Raw genomic sequence first — 15,617 nt, 5'->3', positions numbered from 1 at the left:
CGCATTATTGCGCGTAACACTTAAAAACCGACGGATTCTTCGTCGGTTTTTTGCTATCTGGCGCATGAAGATTGCAAAATTAACCACCGTCACTATTATTGACCGGTCATTGTCAGAGGCGAGTGCATGGAAACCCGAAAGAAAAATAACAGTGAGTTTATTCCCGTTTTTCAACGTTCTTTTTTAAAGCCGAAATACTGGGGCAGTTGGCTGGCGGTTGGCGCGCTGGCTGGCATGGCGTTGCTCCCTGCCAAAGTGCGCGATCCGATTCTAGGCGGATTGGGCAAATTCGCCGGTAAACTGGCAAAAAGTGCGCGCCGCCGTGCGCTGATCAATCTCTATTATTGCCTGCCTGAATTGAGTGAAGCGCAGCGCGAAGAGATTGCTGATCGTATGTTTGCCACTGCTCCACAGGCGATGGCAATGATGGCCGAGTTAGGCATGCGCAACCCCGCGCATGTGCGTAAGCGTGTTGACTGGCATGGCCGGGAAATCATTGAGCAGCTGCAGGCGAATAAAGAAAACGTCATTTTCTTAGTGCCGCACGGTTGGGGTGTTGATATTCCGGCCATGCTGCTGGCGTCTGAAGGTCAGATGATGGCGGCGATGTTTCACAACCAAAGCGATCCGCTGATGGATTACCTGTGGAATACCGTGCGACGCCGTTTCGGCGGCCGTATGCATGCGCGTAACGACGGCATCAAGCCATTCATCGCGTCGGTGCGTCAGGGATATTACGGCTATTATCTGCCGGATCAGGATCATGGCCCGGAGCACAGTGAGTTTGTCGATTTCTTTGCCACTTACAAAGCGACATTGCCCGCGGTAGGGCGTCTAATGAAGGTGTGCCGTGCGCGTGTAGTGCCGCTATTCCCGGTATATAACAGCGAAACGCATCGGCTGGAAATCTATGTGCGTCCACCGATGGACGACCTGCTGGATGCCGATGACAACACGCTGGCGCGTCGCATGAATGAAGAAGTTGAAGTGTTTGTGCGTCCGCATCCCGAGCAGTACACCTGGATTTTAAAGCTGTTAAAAACGCGCAAGGAAGGGGATATCGAACCTTATGCGCGTAAAGATCTTTATCCACGCAAAAAATAAAAAAGGGGCCAGTTGGCCCCTTTGTCATTCTATGGCTTCGACTTTGCTACGACGCTTGCGTTCGCGCAGGAACAGCGTGACCAGGCCAAACCACAATACGCCAGCGATAAAGTTGATGCCGCTAAACCAAGGTGTGCCGCCACTGAAATAACCGCTTTTTGCCAGTTCGATGCCAATCGCTAAGGTCAGAATACTGATCATGCCGAGCATCGCCGCGACGCTGCCTTTGCCTTCATTGCTGGAGTAAAGCGTCAGACGATACAGTCCAGCATTCACCATGCCTGCGCCGAAGGCGTAAAGGCTTAAACCGGCAGTCAGCAGCAGATAAGTGTGGCTATCGAGCAGGTTAGCCAGCAGCGAAATACTCAAACCAATCAGAATGGGCCATGCGGCAAATTTCACCGGTTGTTCAATCGGTACGCGACCCGCTAACTTGCCAAGCGTGATATTGCCAGCAATCATTGCCAGAAACACCGGTAGCTGCAGCAGCGCATACTGCATCCGCGAAAGCCCTTCGTCGTGCATCAGGATCACTGGCGACAGCGCCACCCATGTCAGGATCGGGATAAACACCAAACCAATCGCAAACGATCCATACATCACCTGGCGATCGCGCGCTAAACGCGCATAGCCTCGCGCCAACGTTGGCAGGGCGATGGAGTGGCTACGGTCACCCGCGGTTTCCGGCATCACGCGCCACAGCAGGGCAAAAGCAATCACGCTGCAAATCGCAAACAGCCAGAACATGCTGCGCCACTCGCCAACGGTCAACCATGCTGCACCCGCCAGCGGGCCGGCTAACGGTGCCAGTAGCGCAACGTTGGCCATCAGTGCCATCATGCGCACCGCCAGCGCTTCATCAAAGGCTTCCTGCACTGCGGCATAGCTGACGGCGCCAATAAAGCACAGGCTAATGCCTTGAACAAAGCGCAGCGCGACGAACTCTTCAATGCTGCTGACCCACGTAGTCAGGATACAGGCGGCGGCAAAGAACAGGATGCCAAACAACAGCACCGGGCGGCGGCCATATTTGTCAGACAGCGGACCCAGCAGCCATTGCAGCACCACGCCGCCCATCAAATAGGCAGTCAGCGAGGTTGATACCCATTCCGGGCCGACGCTGAATTCAGAGGTCACCAACAGCATGCCGGGTTGAATCATGTCATGCGCGATATAGGTGGCGAACTCAAACAACACCAGCGCGAGCGGAAACAGCAGCACGCGCCCGGTGAGTTGGGAAATAGGTTGATAGCGGGCCATCTGGCCTCCTTGTCAAAAAATAAAAACGCGACTGCCAGGCAGTCGCGTTTGTCCATGTTATTACAGCCGCTGTCGGGGGTGCGTATTAATCTACGCGCAGCACGCGGCTGGTATTGGTGGTACCGGTGGTCGACATGACGTCGCCTTGGGTAACAATCACCAGATCACCTGAAACGAGGAAACCTTTTTCGCGCAGCAGGTTCACTGCATCGTGCGCGGCAGCAACACCATCATTATTGCTGTCGAAAAATACCGGTGTGACGCCTCGGTAGAGCGCGGTCAGGTTTAGCGTGCGTTCATGGCGAGACATAGCGAAAATCGGCAAACCGGATGTGATACGTGAAGTCATTAGCGCGGTGCGGCCAGATTCGGTCATGGTGATGATGGCCGAAACACCTTGCAGATGGTTGGCTGCATACATCGCCGACATGGCAATTGCTTCTTCCACGTTATCGAACTGCACTTCCAGGCGGTGTTTAGAAACGTTAACGCTCGGGATTTTTTCTGCGCCGAGACACACTTTCGCCATCGCTGATACGGTTTCTGCCGGATATTGGCCTGCCGCCGTTTCTGCCGACAACATCACCGCATCGGTACCATCCAGCACGGCGTTCGCCACATCCATAACTTCTGCACGCGTTGGCATCGGATTGGTGATCATTGATTCCATCATCTGTGTGGCGGTGATGATGGTACGGTTCAACTGGCGCGCACGACGGATCAAGGCTTTCTGGATACCCACCAGCTCAGGATCGCCAATCTCTACACCCAAATCGCCACGCGCAACCATCACCACGTCAGAAGCGAGGATGATGTCATCCATCGCTTCCTGTGAGGCAACGGCTTCAGCACGTTCAACTTTTGCCACCAGTTTCGCATCGCAACCGGCGTCGCGCGCCAGACGGCGGGCATAATTCATATCTTCGCCATTACGCGGGAAGGATACGGCCAGATAATCCACGCCGATTTTCGCGGCGGTAACGATATCGACTTTATCTTTCTCTGTCAGCGCATCTGCAGACAAGCCGCCGCCGAGTTTGTTGATGCCTTTATTGTTAGAGAGAGGGCCGCCGACGGTGACTTCGGTAAACACTTTCACACCCTGAACTTCGAGTACTTTCAGCTGTACGCGACCGTCGTCCAACAGCAGGATATCGCCTGGCACCACATCTTCTGGCAGGCCTTTATAGTCGATACCGACTTTCTCTTTGTCGCCTTCACCTTTACTTAAATCGGCATCCAGCAGGAAACGATCGCCGACGTTCAGGAACACTTTGCCTTCTTTGAAGGTTGATACACGAATTTTTGGACCCTGCAGGTCGCCAAGGATCGCGACGTGACGACCCAGCTTGGCGGCAATTTCACGCACTTTATTGGCGCGCTGCTGATGATCTTCGGGTGTGCCGTGGGAGAAGTTGAGTCGTACAACGTTAGCGCCCGCCGCGATGATTTTTTCGAGGTTGTTGTCGCGATCGGTGGCTGGACCGAGGGTTGTAACGATTTTGGTTCTTCTGAGACGTCTGGACATGAAGGACTCCGTTAGCAAAGTATCGTGTCGCTCTCAAGCGACACGTAGTGTTCATCTATTCTATATGATTGATGGGCTGTGATTCGACTCACATTGTGAATGTGATGTTAATTATTTTCTTGTGCCTGTTTCTCCAGGCGTGAATCTTTCAGCGCTTCTTTCACTCGTTTCAAATTTTCCCGGAAAGCAGCGCCGCGCTCAAGGGTAAACCCTGTCGCCAGAACATCAACCACGGTTAATTGTGCAAGGCGGGAAACCATTGGCAGGTAGATATCGGTATCTTCGGGCACGTCAAGCGTCAAAGCCAGCGTCGCTTCCGCCGCCAGCGGGGAACCCGGAGAGGTGATAGCCAGCACAGTGGAAGCGTTTACACGCGCCAGGCGAGCCAGTTCTATCATATTTTTGGTGCGACCAGTATGCGAGATGAGAACAAACACATCATTTGGACCACTATTTATGCAACTCATGCGCTGGATCACAATATCTTCTGACCAGATGACCGGCAGATTAAACCGCAAAAATTTATTGGTGGCATCGTGTGCAACGACGGCAGAAGCGCCCAAGCCAAAAAAGGCAATTTTATGCGCTTTTGACAGAGCCTGAACGGCCTGGCGGATGACGTGAGAGTCGAGTTGCTGACGAACGCGGCTAAGGCCCGCTAACGCGGAGTCGAAAATTTTGTGGCTATAGCTTTCCACACTGTCATTTTCTTCCACATCGCGGCTTACCCAACTTGGGCTTTTAACCAGACTTTGCGCGAGCTGCAATTTAAAGTCGGGGAAACCGCGCGTGCCCATGCGATGACAGAAGCGGTTCACTGTCGGTTCGCTGACGTCAGCCGCACGTGCCAGCGTGGCAATACTGGAGTGCATTGCCTGTTGTGGAGCAGTCAGAATCTGCTCTGCGACTTTACGTTCTGATTTGCTCAGCGTATCTAATTGCGCCTGAATCTGTTCCAGCATGGGTAACCTAATGACCGTCAATTACTTTTCCGCGCTCATCAATCGATGAAATCGCTGCCAATTCTCAAGAATATACCGTGTAATAGCCCCTCGCACGCAGCGGAGGACAAATGTAAACGCGATTTTTTTGCGATACTTTGATCGCTGACGTGTTTTGCCTCGACAAATATCGAAACAGAAAATGTGCTCAAATGGCACGCTACAACACACTTAACACCTTTATAACGTTCACAGTTAACGCCAGCAAAACACTGCGTTCGGGTTGTCCCGGACCTGCGAAAAACGTACATTGTGCTGTAACAAAATTACAATAAGGACCCGGCGTGATGAGAACGCTCAAGCCGGGTATATCCTGCAACGAGGAGAGGAAAATGGCGGTTACACAAACAGCCCAGGCATGCGATCTGGTGATTTTCGGTGCCAAAGGCGATCTTGCGCGCCGTAAACTGTTGCCATCACTGTATCAGCTGGAAAAAGCCGGTCAGATTCATGAAACCACTCGCATTATTGGCGTGGGTCGCGCGGATTGGGATAAAGCGGCGTATACCAAAGTGGTTCGTGAAGCGCTGGAAACCTTCATGAAAGAGAAGATCGATGAAGCGCTGTGGGACACACTCAGCAGCCGTCTCGACTTCTGTAACCTCGACGTAAATGACACCTCACATTTCACCAAACTGGGCAAAATGCTTGACCAGAAAAACCGTGTCACCATTAACTACTTCGCTATGCCACCAAGCACCTTTGGCGCGATTTGTGACGGTTTGGGCGCGGCCAAGCTGAACGCCAAACCGGCGCGCGTGGTTATGGAAAAGCCGCTCGGCACGTCACTGGAAACCTCACAAGAAATCAATGACAGCGTCGGCAAATACTTCGAAGAAGGTCAGGTTTTCCGTATTGACCATTATCTCGGTAAAGAGACGGTGCTCAATCTGCTGGCGCTGCGTTTTGCCAACTCCATCTTCGTCAATAACTGGGATAACCGCACCATCGATCACGTGCAGATCACCGTGGCGGAAGAGGTGGGCATCGAAGGCCGTTGGGGTTACTTCGACAAAGCCGGCCAGATGCGTGACATGATCCAGAACCACCTGTTGCAAATCCTCACCATGATTGCCATGTCGCCGCCGTCTGATTTAAGCGCGGATGCGATTCGTGATGAGAAGGTGAAAGTGCTGCGCTCACTGCGCCGAATTGATCAGACTAACGTGCGCGAGAAGACGGTACGTGGTCAGTACACTGCGGGTTTTGTGCAGGGTAAAAAAGTGCCGGGCTATCTGGAAGAAGAGGGCGCCAACAAGCAGAGCGCCACGGAGAGCTTCGTCGCCATCCGCGTGGATATCGACAACTGGCGCTGGGCAGGCGTGCCATTCTATCTGCGTACTGGCAAGCGCTTGCCAACCAAATGCTCCGAAGTGGTGGTTTACTTCAAGAACCCGGAGATGAACTTGTTCAAGGATTCGTATGCTGAACTGCCGCAGAACAAGCTGACCATCCGTCTGCAGCCGGACGAAGGTGTGGATATCGAAATTCTGAATAAAGTGCCGGGACTCGATCACAAGCACAAACTGCAGACGACTAAATTGGATCTAAGCTACTCGGAAACCTTTAACCAGTCGCATCTGGCGGATGCCTACGAGCGTCTGCTGCTGGAAACCATGCGCGGTATTCAGGCGCTGTTTGTGCGTCGTGATGAAGTTGAAGCCGCATGGGGCTGGGTGGATTCCATCATTGATGCGTGGAACGCCGATGCCGAAGCGCCGAAGCCCTATCAGGCGGGGACATGGGGACCGGTTGCCTCTGTCGCGATGATTACGCGTGATGGCCGTTCCTGGAACGAGTTCGAATAAAGACGCAATCCTAAGCCCGCCAACTGTGCGGGCTTTTTTTTGTCCAAAATCCCTTTTTTCTAAAAACTGAACCCCAGTTTCAAAAAAGTTTGATATCCCATGGACGCCGCTCAAGCCGATCTTGTATGGTAGAGCCCAATTATTGACAGCGTGGCCATATGCCGGGCTGATGCAACTAAGGAAACGTGATGAAGAACTGGAAAACAAGTGCAGAACAGATCCTGAAAACTGGCCCGGTCGTGCCGGTCATCGTGGTTAACAAGCTTGAACATGCGGTACCGATGGCGAAAGCGCTGGTGGCAGGCGGCGTGCGTGTGCTGGAGGTGACGCTGCGTACGCCGGTGGCGATGGACGCATTGCGCGCAATGATTAAAGAAGTACCGGAAGCGATTGTCGGTGCGGGCACGGTTATTAACACGCAACAGCTAAAAGAAGTGACGGACGCGGGTGCGCAATTTGTCATCAGCCCCGGATTGACCGAGTCGCTGCTGAAAGCGGCGGTTGAAGGTCCGGTGCCATTAATTCCAGGTATCAGCACGGTTTCAGAACTGATGACCGGCATGGATTATGGCCTGCGTGAGTTCAAATTCTTCCCGGCGGAAGCCAATGGTGGCGTGAAAGCGCTGTCAGCGATTGGCGGTCCGTTCCCGCAGGTGCGTTTCTGCCCGACGGGCGGCATCTCACCAGCCAATTACCGTGATTATCTGGCGCTGAAAAGCGTGCTTTGCATTGGCGGTTCGTGGCTGGTACCCAATGATGCGCTGGAAACCGGCGACTGGGACCGTATCACACGTCTGGCGCGTGAAGCGGTTGAAGGAGCACGCGCTTAACGGCGTTTTGGAAAGTGCGCAGGAATGCGCACCTGAGGATTGTAGGTCGCCAATGATGGCGACCTCTTCGTTTTTAACCTAGCCTGCCACTTTCACCGCTGCCGCACTGGCAACGGCGCGTGCGATAGCGTTATCGGTGTTTTCACCGGTCGCTAAAGCCACACCCAAACGGCGCTGACCGGCGATTTCCGGCTTACCAAATAGACGCAGTTGCAATCCGGCACCCAGCGCGGCTTCGATATTCCCGAACACAACGTTCTGGCTGTTCAGCTCCGGCAAAATCACTGCCGATGCCGCGGGTCCGTATTGACGGATGCCGCCAATTGGCAAGCCGAGGAAGGCGCGCACATGCAGCGCAAATTCTGACAGATCCTGCGAGATCAACGTTACCATGCCGGTATCATGCGGACGCGGCGAGACTTCGCTGAACACCACATCATCGCCACACACAAACAGCTCAACGCCAAACAGGCCATAACCGCCAAGCGCTTTCACCACGTTCGCGGCGATATCCTGTGCGCGTTGCAGTGCCAGTTCACTCATCTGCTGCGGCTGCCAGGATTCACGGTAATCACCCTCTTCCTGACGATGACCAATCGGCGCGCAGAAATGGATACCATCTACTGCACTGATGGTGAGCAGAGTGATTTCAAAATCAAACTTCACCACCCCTTCAACGATGACGCGGCCGGCACCGGCACGTCCGCCTTGCTGCGCATAATCCCAGGCTTTATCCAGCTGGCTGGCTTCACGCATAAAGCTCTGACCTTTACCGGATGAACTCATCACTGGCTTAACGATGCACGGGAATCCAATGGCATGCGCCGCTGCAACAAAATTCTCTTTGCTATTAGCAAACTGATAAGTTGAGGTCGGCAAGGACAACTCTTCCGCCGCCAGACGGCGAATGCCTTCACGGTTCATGGTCAGACGTGCGGCGCGTGCGGTCGGCACCACTTTCTGGCCTTGTGCTTCCAGTTCCAGCAGTTTTTCGGTGGCGATAGCTTCAATTTCCGGTACCACAAAGTGCGGCTTTTCCTGCGCAATCAGTGTAGCGAGCGCGTCGCCGTCCAGCATGTTGATCACATAGCTGCGATGCGCCACATGCATGGCAGGTGCATCGGCGTAACGGTCCACCGCGATCACCTCCACACCAAGACGTTGGCATTCAAGTGCCACTTCTTTGCCTAATTCGCCTGAACCTAACAGCATGACACGCGTAGCGGCAGGGCGCAGCGCGGTTCCGAGAGTCGTCATAATTTCACCTTAGCAGTCAAAATGCGGGCGCAGTATAAACGAAAACGTTTGCGTACTCACGCTTTCGCCAACATCAGGTTTGCCATACTTTTCCCGCTCTGACGTTAACTGACACAGCCTGCGGCAGCATGGAGGACGGAAAATTCAACAGGAGTCAAACGATGAGCAATTGGCTACAGCAAATTCAATCCGTGCTGGCGAAAAAGGGCGGTGATGGAAAATCTGGCGGATTAAGCGACATGCTGGCACCCGGCGCATTAGGCGGGCTGGCAGGATTGCTGGTCGGCAGTAAATCCACGCGTAAGCTTCTGACCCAATACGGCGGCAAAGCATTGCTGTTAGGCGGCGGCGCGGCGGCTGGCGCGTTGCTGTGGAATAAATACAAACAGCGTATACGTGAAACGCATCAGAATGAAGCGGGTTTCGGCCAGCTGCAAACGCCCATGGATCAACGTGCCGCACGTTTAGTCACGGCGCTGGTGTTCGCGGCGAAAAGTGATGGTCATATCGACGATCAAGAGCGCGCAGCGATTGAAAAAAACATCCAGCAAGCGGGTTACGGCGCACAAGCCGAAACGTTAATTCAGCAGGCGATGAATCGCCCGCTCGATCCCAACTGGCTGGCCGCCGACGTCAAAAACGAAGAAGAGGCCCTGGAGCTCTATTTCCTCAGCTGTGCAGCCATCGATGTCGATCACTTTATGGAGCGCAGCTATCTCTCTGCGCTCGGCGATGCGTTGAAAATCCCTCAAGATGTACGCGACGGCATTCAGCGTGATATCGACGCTGAGAAAGCCGCGTAACGCTGTGCGAAGGTTGCGTCCGTAACCTTCGCTTCTCATGTTTGGCTTACCCCGCGCAGTGTGATGATGCGCGCAGCTTGGCATCGCGCGCGATTAGTGCCACGCTTGCAGAATGTTGTCCTTCAGGGAGAAGAGCCTAATGAATCAGCCACACGCGAAAAAAATCCCCCATGCAATGAATCTGCACGGTGAAACGCGCATCGATAATTATCACTGGTTGCGTGATGACGACCGCGAGAATCCTGAGGTGCTGGCCCATTTGCATGCCGAAAATGATTACGGTCGCGCCATGATGTCGTCACAAAATCCGTTACAGGAAAGGGTGCTGAAAGAGATCGTCGACCGTATTCCACCGCAGGATCATTCGGTGCCGTATGTGAAAAACGGTTATCGCTATCAAAGCCGCTATGAAGTCGGCAATGAATATCCCGCTTATTTCCGACAACCGATCGATGTGTCAGCCGATGAGCCCTGGCAACTGCTGCTCGATGGCAACCAGCGGGCATCACACAGCGATTTTTACACCATGGGCGCGCTAGCGATTACGCCGGATAATCAGGTGATGGCCTTAGCTGAAGATTTTCTGTCGCGTCGCCAGTATGGCATTCGCTTCCGTAATTTGCAGAGCGGTAGCTGGTATCCAGAAGTGTTAACCAATGCTTCATCCAGCGTTGCCTGGGCCAACGATTCCCGCACGCTCTATTACGTGCGTAAGCATCCGAAAACGCTGCTGGCGTATCAGGTCTGGCGCCATGAACTCGGTCATCCACAATCTGACGATCAGCTGGTGTATGAGGAAAAGGATGATGCCTTCCACCTCAGTGTGCACAAAACCACCTCTGAGCACTTCATTCTGATCGCGTTGTTCAGCACTACCACCAGCGAGATTCTGCTGATCGATGCCGAATATCCGGATGCGCAGCCGCAAACGTTTTGCCCGCGTCGCCGGGACCACGAATACAGCATTGATCACTACAACCACCAGTTCTACATTCGCTCGAATCGCGACGGCAAAAACTTCGGCCTCTATCGCAGCGCGTGGCTAGCGGAAGCGCGCTGGCAATCGCTGATCCCGGCGCGTGACAACGTGGTGCTGGAAGACTTCCAGCTGTTCCGCCATTGGCTGGTGGTCGAAGAGCGGCAGCACGGTGTGAATACGTTACGGCAGATTAACTGGGAGAGCGGTGAAAGCTTTGGTATCGCTTTTGACGATCCGGCCTATGTGACCTGGCTGGCTTACAATCCTTCGCCGGAAAGCGACACGTTGCGCTACGGCTATTCCTCAATGACCACGCCGACAACCTTGTTTGAACTGAACATGGAAACCGGCGATCGCCGTGTCCTGAAGCGTACGCCGGTACCGGGCTTTAAATCTGAGGATTATAAAAGCGAGCATCTGTGGATCACGGTGCGTGATGGAACCGAGGTTCCGGTGTCACTGGTTTACCACCGCAAGCATTTCCAGCGCGGCAAAAATCCGTTGCTGGCGTATGGCTACGGTGCCTATGGCAGCAGCATGGACGCCAGCTTCGGCACCAGCCGCATCAGCTTGCTGGAGCGCGGCTTCGTCTACGCCATCATACATGTGCGTGGCGGCGGCGAACTCGGACAGCAATGGTATGACGGCGGGCGCCTGAAGAATAAAATCAACAGCTTCACCGATTTTATTGATGTCACCGAAGCGCTGGTGGCGAAAGGATATGGCAATCGCCAGCAGCTCTACGCGATGGGCGGTAGCGCTGGCGGATTACTGATGGGCGGTGTGGTCAACATGGCGCCAGATCTGTTCCACGGTGTGGTGGCACAGGTGCCGTTTGTTGATGTGGTCACCACCATGCTCGATCCGTCGATTCCGCTCACCACCGGCGAATACGATGAGTGGGGAAATCCCGAGCAGGCTGAGTTCTATCACACCATTCGTGAATACAGCCCGTATGACAACATTGAGGCTAAAGCCTATCCGCATTTGCTGGTGACCACCGGCCTGCACGATTCGCAGGTGCAGTATTGGGAACCGGCCAAGTGGGTAGCGAAACTACGCGAGCTGAAGACCAACGATTCGCTATTGTTACTCTGCACCGAGATGGATTCCGGTCACGGCGGTAAATCGGGGCGTTTCAAAGCTTATGAAGGGGTAGCGCAGGAGTTCACTTTTCTGATCGGCCTGGCGCAGGGTAGTTTGCCAGACCGCGTCGATTACTGATCGCTCTTCACATACTTGCGCAGCGCCTGCCGTAACGGTGGGCGCAAATCGCGCACATTTTCCAGTACCCAGCGCAGATAGCCTGGATCCTTACGCGCGATGCTGCCAATACTCTGACCGCGATATTTACCGAACGGGAACACATCGCCGCTCACAGGTGCGGGTTGGCACAAGTTCGCCATCTGCTCTGCGTTCCAGCCTGATGTTTCCATAATGCGGATCAGCAAGGCCGCGGTGACGTAACAGTCATACAAAGCGCGGTGCGCATGCAGTTCGGCCGGGGGCGTGACTTCCAGCTTAAGACTATGACGCAGCGCCTGATTACCGTATTTAATCCCGGGCCACAGCTGGCGCGCCAGCGTCATGGTACAAATCCACTCGCCCGGCATGGTGGGCAACATGCGGCGATCAAAACTGGCATTGTGCGCCACGTAATGTGGGCTGCCGTGATAGCGGCCAATCGCTTCTTCAATGGTGGGTTTGCCGATCACCATCGCTTCAGTAATGCGATGTACCGCCATCGCCTGACGACTGATCGGGCGATCCGGGCAGATTAAGTCGCTCATCGGATTGACGATCTGACCATCAATGACATCCACCGATGCCACTTCAACCACGCCGCCTTGCAGGCCGCAGGTTTCGGTATCAATAACACGTAACATAGATTACTTCTGCTTAGGTTCGTAGGGCAGGCGCGACAGGCTGAGCGAAGCCTGACGATAGTTCATTAAACGCTGACGAAACCAGTCACGCAGCGCTTCGGGTTGCTCACGTTCCACCATTTCGGCAATCACCGGCATATTGTAGCGCTCTTTAAAGGCAACACCCGCGGCGGCCAGATCGACATTCACTTTGTCTTTCTCTTCCTGCGAGAGCAGGGCAAGGTTTTGGCTCATGCTTTTCTCCTGATAAACAGGGGCAAAAGTAATGGTTTCAGACCCAGGGATCAAGGGGATTGGATCGCACCGCAAGTCTCGACACCCGCAGATCGGCGGCGTATCCTGCTGCCACGTTTGCGGTGGTTTGCCGTATATATAAGGGAAGAAGTAATGAAGAAAACTGCGTTTAACCCGGTTGTGGCGCTGTTGTTGGCGTTATCCACGCTCGCCTTTAGCCAGTTTGCGCTGGCTCATGCTCACCTGAAAAGCCCGGTTCCCGCTGACAAAGCCGTGGTTGAGCATTCACCGCAGCAATTGACGTTAACCTTTACTGAAGACGTTGAACCGGCGTTTAGCGGTGTGGAAGTGCTCAATGCGCAACACCAGCCGGTGGCGGTCGAGAAGGCCAAACTGAACAATAAGCAGCATGACCAGCTGATTGTCCCGATTGCCCAACCGCTGCCGTCGGGCAGTTATCAGGTGAACTGGCATGTGCTATCTGTGGATGGTCATAAAACCAAAGGCAGCTACGTATTCAGCGTGAAGTGATTGATGAGCCTGAGCACGCTGTGGATTAGCCTGCGCGCGCTGCACTTTATGTCGGTTTTGTTGCTTGCGGGCAGCGCCTTTTATACTGCATTGCTGGCACCGCGCCGCTATCGTGCTCAGTTGGCGCAGCGTTTACTCCTCATCCTGGGCACCAGCGCAATGCTGAGTTTGTTGAGTGCCGTGTTAATGCTGGCGACGCAAACCGGCTTAATGAGCGGCGAATGGCGTAATGTCAGTGATAGCGCAACCTGGCAAGCCGTGCTCAGCACGCGTTTCGGCCAGGTTTGGCGCTGGGAAATCGCTTTTGCACTGCTGAGTACGCTGGCACTGCTGCTGCGTGGCACGCTGCGCCAAAATCTGCTGCTGTGTAGCGGCCTAATGCAACTCATCGCCTTAGCGGGCGTGGGGCATGCCGCGATGCATGATGGCTGGCCCGGCGTGCTGCAACAAGGCAATCACGCGCTGCATTTAATAGCGGCTTCATTCTGGGCGGGCGGATTATTGCCGCTGTTATTGTTGATGCAGGAAGCGCGCCAGATTGCCGTTCGCACCGATGCGATCCGCTGCATGATGCGCTTCTCGCGCTACGGACACCTGGCCGTGGCGTTAGCGCTGTTAACGGGCATCATTAATAGCTTGTTGATTGCCGGTTCACCGCTGAATTGGCAACCCACGCTGTGGAGCAAGCTGCTGGTAGTGAAAGTGCTACTCGTCATGCTGATGATCGCTATCGCGTTGACCAATCGCTACTTGCTGGTGCCGCGCTTTCGCCTGGCGGCCAGTAATGCATCGCAACTGTTTATTCGCCTGACGCAGCTTGAGCTGCTGCTGGCCATTATTGTTATTGGGTTGGTCAGCGTGTTTGCCACGCTGTCACCGGCCTGAATGTGTCATTAAAGAAGATGAAATGAGGTCGATATTTTGCTGAAGAAACTGATTCCAGCTTGCGTATTGATGGCGCTATGCAGCCAGGCGATGGCGGCACAGATTATTACCGTCAGCCGTTTTGAGATTGGAAAAGATAAATGGCCCTTCACCCGCGAAGAGGTGATGTTGACCTGCGAGAAAGACGGCGCGCTGTTCGCGATTAATCCGGGCACATTGCTGCAGTATCCGCTCAACGATAAAGCCTATGCGCGCAAAACCGCCGGGCAGGGCACGCTACAATCGATTGACACCATCGTAGCCGAAGATAAAGCGCATCCAGGCCAGAAAATGAGCCTGCAGCCGATCATCGATCGCGCCCAGCAACTTTGCGGTAAGTAACCTTCGTTTTTCAGGCGTAGCGCACCTTTTAGCCGCTACGCTTGTTTTCCTCTTCTGTCTGCGCGATCACAGAGTTGTCACCTTTCGGTACCAAATATGATGATTGGCTGGAAAAGCAGCAATCCTCAACTACCTTTAAATGGCAAGGCGTCCTCGCCTGCAAAAATGCCAACTTTTAGCGCACGGCTCTCAAAGAGCCATTTCCCTGGACCGAATATAGGAATCGTATTCGGTCTTTTTTTATGCCGTTGATATATAACAAGAAAAAATGAAATGTCCGAAATTTTCCCAAAATCGTCATATCCGGTCTAAACCATCACTTATACCTGACCACCCAAATTCCAGTCCGTTCAAATCATCGATATGTTTTTATCTTAGACATCCATGTCTTAGCATATTCAGGCTGAAGCTTTCCCTTTAAGCATGCCTTAACAACTGTTCGCTCATCACGAGTAAATAGCGGCAAGAATTTCGAGTCTGAGTGATGGGATTACTTTCATGCAGGGTAATTGATTTGACGCGCTAGGCTTACTTTCCTCCAGCCTCCTACGCTTAATGTTCTAAGCAACCGAGGGGGATTTATGTCTGATAGACCGATTGAAGCTGATGAGCTTGAAGACGATGCGAAGGCTAAGCCAGATGAGCACGATAAAGATGATGAAAGTCTGGCACCAGAGTCAGGGGACAAGCAGCCTGATTGATAACTAAGCCCACTTCGGTGGGTTTTTTTGCCGCGATTAGGCTTGCGGTTGACCAACCGGTCCCTTACTCATTGGCCCAATTGGCGCTGGCTGTTCAGTTTGCACATTGGGACGTCCGTCAGGCCCTATAGGTCGCTCAGCGTGATAGCAGCCAGACAACATTATCACGTTAATTATGACGAACAATCCGCTTAGACATCTGTTCATACATTCGAATCCTCTAAAATAGAAACCCTTTGCACTGTAATGATAGGTCAGGCATCCGCGTACGTTCTGCTTTCGCAATGCAACTTGTGATGGTTAGCAATTAAATTTTCGCTATTCATCCAGAAAAATAAGGGTAATTGAACCTTTGCTTAACCTGCTATAGGCGCTAATTCATATATTTTCATGTATAAAATAAAAAATCTTTTTGCTTGCGTGTGATGC

Annotated in this window: 14 protein-coding genes; 8 read left to right on the top strand and 6 right to left on the bottom strand. The window is 53.4% G+C overall.

The window, feature by feature from the left end:
* The first annotated feature begins 126 nt into the window (after nt 1-126).
* Nucleotides 127-1,104, top strand: a complete 978-nt coding sequence (gene lpxM / locus ACRQ84_RS06845) for a lauroyl-Kdo(2)-lipid IV(A) myristoyltransferase (RefSeq protein ID WP_064738916.1) — start codon at nt 127-129, stop codon at nt 1,102-1,104.
* Nucleotides 1,105-1,128: 24 nt separating this feature from the next.
* On the opposite strand, the gene ACRQ84_RS06840 is transcribed toward lpxM, so the two are convergent.
* From ACRQ84_RS06840 to ACRQ84_RS06830, 3 genes are all read right to left on the bottom strand, one after another.
* A complete protein-coding gene (locus ACRQ84_RS06840) occupies nt 1,129-2,364 on the bottom strand; it encodes an MFS transporter (RefSeq protein WP_064738915.1) in 1,236 nt (411 codons plus the stop codon).
* Between the two features lie 85 nt (nt 2,365-2,449).
* Complete coding sequence (gene pyk / locus ACRQ84_RS06835) at nt 2,450-3,892, bottom strand: pyruvate kinase (protein ID WP_008110470.1); 1,443 nt, start codon at nt 3,890-3,892, stop codon at nt 2,450-2,452.
* A 107-nt stretch (nt 3,893-3,999) separates the two neighbouring features.
* Nucleotides 4,000-4,854 (bottom strand): MurR/RpiR family transcriptional regulator, encoded by an 855-nt coding sequence (locus tag ACRQ84_RS06830; RefSeq protein ID WP_483817556.1) that lies wholly within the window; start codon nt 4,852-4,854, stop codon nt 4,000-4,002.
* Between the two features lie 371 nt (nt 4,855-5,225).
* On the opposite strand from ACRQ84_RS06830, the gene zwf reads away from it, so the two are divergent.
* Both zwf and ACRQ84_RS06820 read left to right on the top strand, forming a co-directional pair.
* Nucleotides 5,226-6,701, top strand: a complete 1,476-nt coding sequence (gene zwf / locus ACRQ84_RS06825; RefSeq protein WP_036650196.1) for a glucose-6-phosphate dehydrogenase — start codon at nt 5,226-5,228, stop codon at nt 6,699-6,701.
* Between the two features lie 188 nt (nt 6,702-6,889).
* The gene (locus ACRQ84_RS06820) at nt 6,890-7,531 is read left to right on the top strand and encodes a bifunctional 4-hydroxy-2-oxoglutarate aldolase/2-dehydro-3-deoxy-phosphogluconate aldolase (protein ID WP_007889572.1); all 642 of its coding nucleotides are present in this window, start codon (nt 6,890-6,892) and stop codon (nt 7,529-7,531) included.
* A gap of 78 nt (nt 7,532-7,609) precedes the next feature.
* On the opposite strand, the gene purT is transcribed toward ACRQ84_RS06820, so the two are convergent.
* Nucleotides 7,610-8,788, bottom strand: coding sequence for a formate-dependent phosphoribosylglycinamide formyltransferase (gene purT, locus ACRQ84_RS06815; RefSeq protein ID WP_483817555.1), 1,179 nt, complete (start codon nt 8,786-8,788; stop codon nt 7,610-7,612).
* A 161-nt stretch (nt 8,789-8,949) separates the two neighbouring features.
* Here purT and ACRQ84_RS06810 point away from each other — a divergent pair, with 161 nt between their 5' ends.
* Nucleotides 8,950-9,591, top strand: coding sequence for a tellurite resistance TerB family protein (locus ACRQ84_RS06810; RefSeq protein ID WP_483817554.1), 642 nt, complete (start codon nt 8,950-8,952; stop codon nt 9,589-9,591).
* A 139-nt stretch (nt 9,592-9,730) separates the two neighbouring features.
* Nucleotides 9,731-11,794, top strand: a complete 2,064-nt coding sequence (locus tag ACRQ84_RS06805; RefSeq protein ID WP_483817553.1) for a prolyl oligopeptidase family serine peptidase — start codon at nt 9,731-9,733, stop codon at nt 11,792-11,794.
* On the opposite strand, the gene exoX is transcribed toward ACRQ84_RS06805, so the two are convergent.
* Both exoX and ACRQ84_RS06795 read right to left on the bottom strand, forming a co-directional pair.
* On the bottom strand, nt 11,788-12,456 hold the full coding sequence (gene exoX / locus ACRQ84_RS06800) for an exodeoxyribonuclease X (protein WP_064738909.1): 669 nt from the start codon (nt 12,454-12,456) through the stop codon (nt 11,788-11,790). The two genes, ACRQ84_RS06805 and exoX, sit on opposite strands and share 7 nt — an antisense overlap.
* Nucleotides 12,457-12,459: 3 nt before the next feature.
* Nucleotides 12,460-12,690, bottom strand: a complete 231-nt coding sequence (locus tag ACRQ84_RS06795; RefSeq protein WP_008110458.1) for a DNA polymerase III subunit theta — start codon at nt 12,688-12,690, stop codon at nt 12,460-12,462.
* Nucleotides 12,691-12,843: 153 nt separating this feature from the next.
* On the opposite strand from ACRQ84_RS06795, the gene copC reads away from it, so the two are divergent.
* From copC to ACRQ84_RS06780, 3 genes are read left to right on the top strand one after another with little or no spacing between them, the layout of a single operon-like run.
* Entirely contained in the window at nt 12,844-13,221 is a 378-nt protein-coding gene (copC, locus tag ACRQ84_RS06790; protein ID WP_483817552.1) for a copper homeostasis periplasmic binding protein CopC, read from the top strand.
* Nucleotides 13,222-13,224: 3 nt separating this feature from the next.
* Nucleotides 13,225-14,106 (top strand): copper homeostasis membrane protein CopD, encoded by an 882-nt coding sequence (gene copD / locus ACRQ84_RS06785; protein WP_483817551.1) that lies wholly within the window; start codon nt 13,225-13,227, stop codon nt 14,104-14,106.
* Between the two features lie 33 nt (nt 14,107-14,139).
* On the top strand, nt 14,140-14,487 hold the full coding sequence (locus ACRQ84_RS06780; RefSeq protein WP_064738906.1) for a YebY family protein: 348 nt from the start codon (nt 14,140-14,142) through the stop codon (nt 14,485-14,487).
* Nucleotides 14,488-15,617: the final 1,130 nt, after the last annotated feature.

Origin of the sequence: Pantoea sp. E2023-21 (assembly GCF_051302795.1) — a bacterium.
GTDB classification, from domain to species: domain Bacteria; phylum Pseudomonadota; class Gammaproteobacteria; order Enterobacterales; family Enterobacteriaceae; genus Pantoea; species Pantoea ludwigii_A.
Note: the sequence above shows the minus strand (reverse complement) of the source record. Positions and strands in the feature narration are given on the sequence as shown.

What these genes read in the sequence shown, in the direction of transcription:
- ACRQ84_RS06810 (WP_483817554.1), top strand. Translation starts at nt 8,950, where the DNA reads ATGAGCAATTGGCTACAGCAAATTCAATCCGTGCTGGCGAAAAAGGGC.
- pyk (WP_008110470.1), bottom strand. Translation starts at nt 3,892, where the DNA reads ATGTCCAGACGTCTCAGAAGAACCAAAATCGTTACAACCCTCGGTCCA.
- exoX (WP_064738909.1), bottom strand. Translation starts at nt 12,456, where the DNA reads ATGTTACGTGTTATTGATACCGAAACCTGCGGCCTGCAAGGCGGCGTG.
- ACRQ84_RS06830 (WP_483817556.1), bottom strand. Translation starts at nt 4,854, where the DNA reads ATGCTGGAACAGATTCAGGCGCAATTAGATACGCTGAGCAAATCAGAA.
- ACRQ84_RS06820 (WP_007889572.1), top strand. Translation starts at nt 6,890, where the DNA reads ATGAAGAACTGGAAAACAAGTGCAGAACAGATCCTGAAAACTGGCCCG.
- ACRQ84_RS06795 (WP_008110458.1), bottom strand. Translation starts at nt 12,690, where the DNA reads ATGAGCCAAAACCTTGCCCTGCTCTCGCAGGAAGAGAAAGACAAAGTG.
- purT (WP_483817555.1), bottom strand. Translation starts at nt 8,788, where the DNA reads ATGACGACTCTCGGAACCGCGCTGCGCCCTGCCGCTACGCGTGTCATG.
- ACRQ84_RS06805 (WP_483817553.1), top strand. Translation starts at nt 9,731, where the DNA reads ATGAATCAGCCACACGCGAAAAAAATCCCCCATGCAATGAATCTGCAC.
- zwf (WP_036650196.1), top strand. Translation starts at nt 5,226, where the DNA reads ATGGCGGTTACACAAACAGCCCAGGCATGCGATCTGGTGATTTTCGGT.
- copC (WP_483817552.1), top strand. Translation starts at nt 12,844, where the DNA reads ATGAAGAAAACTGCGTTTAACCCGGTTGTGGCGCTGTTGTTGGCGTTA.
- copD (WP_483817551.1), top strand. Translation starts at nt 13,225, where the DNA reads ATGAGCCTGAGCACGCTGTGGATTAGCCTGCGCGCGCTGCACTTTATG.
- ACRQ84_RS06840 (WP_064738915.1), bottom strand. Translation starts at nt 2,364, where the DNA reads ATGGCCCGCTATCAACCTATTTCCCAACTCACCGGGCGCGTGCTGCTG.
- lpxM (WP_064738916.1), top strand. Translation starts at nt 127, where the DNA reads ATGGAAACCCGAAAGAAAAATAACAGTGAGTTTATTCCCGTTTTTCAA.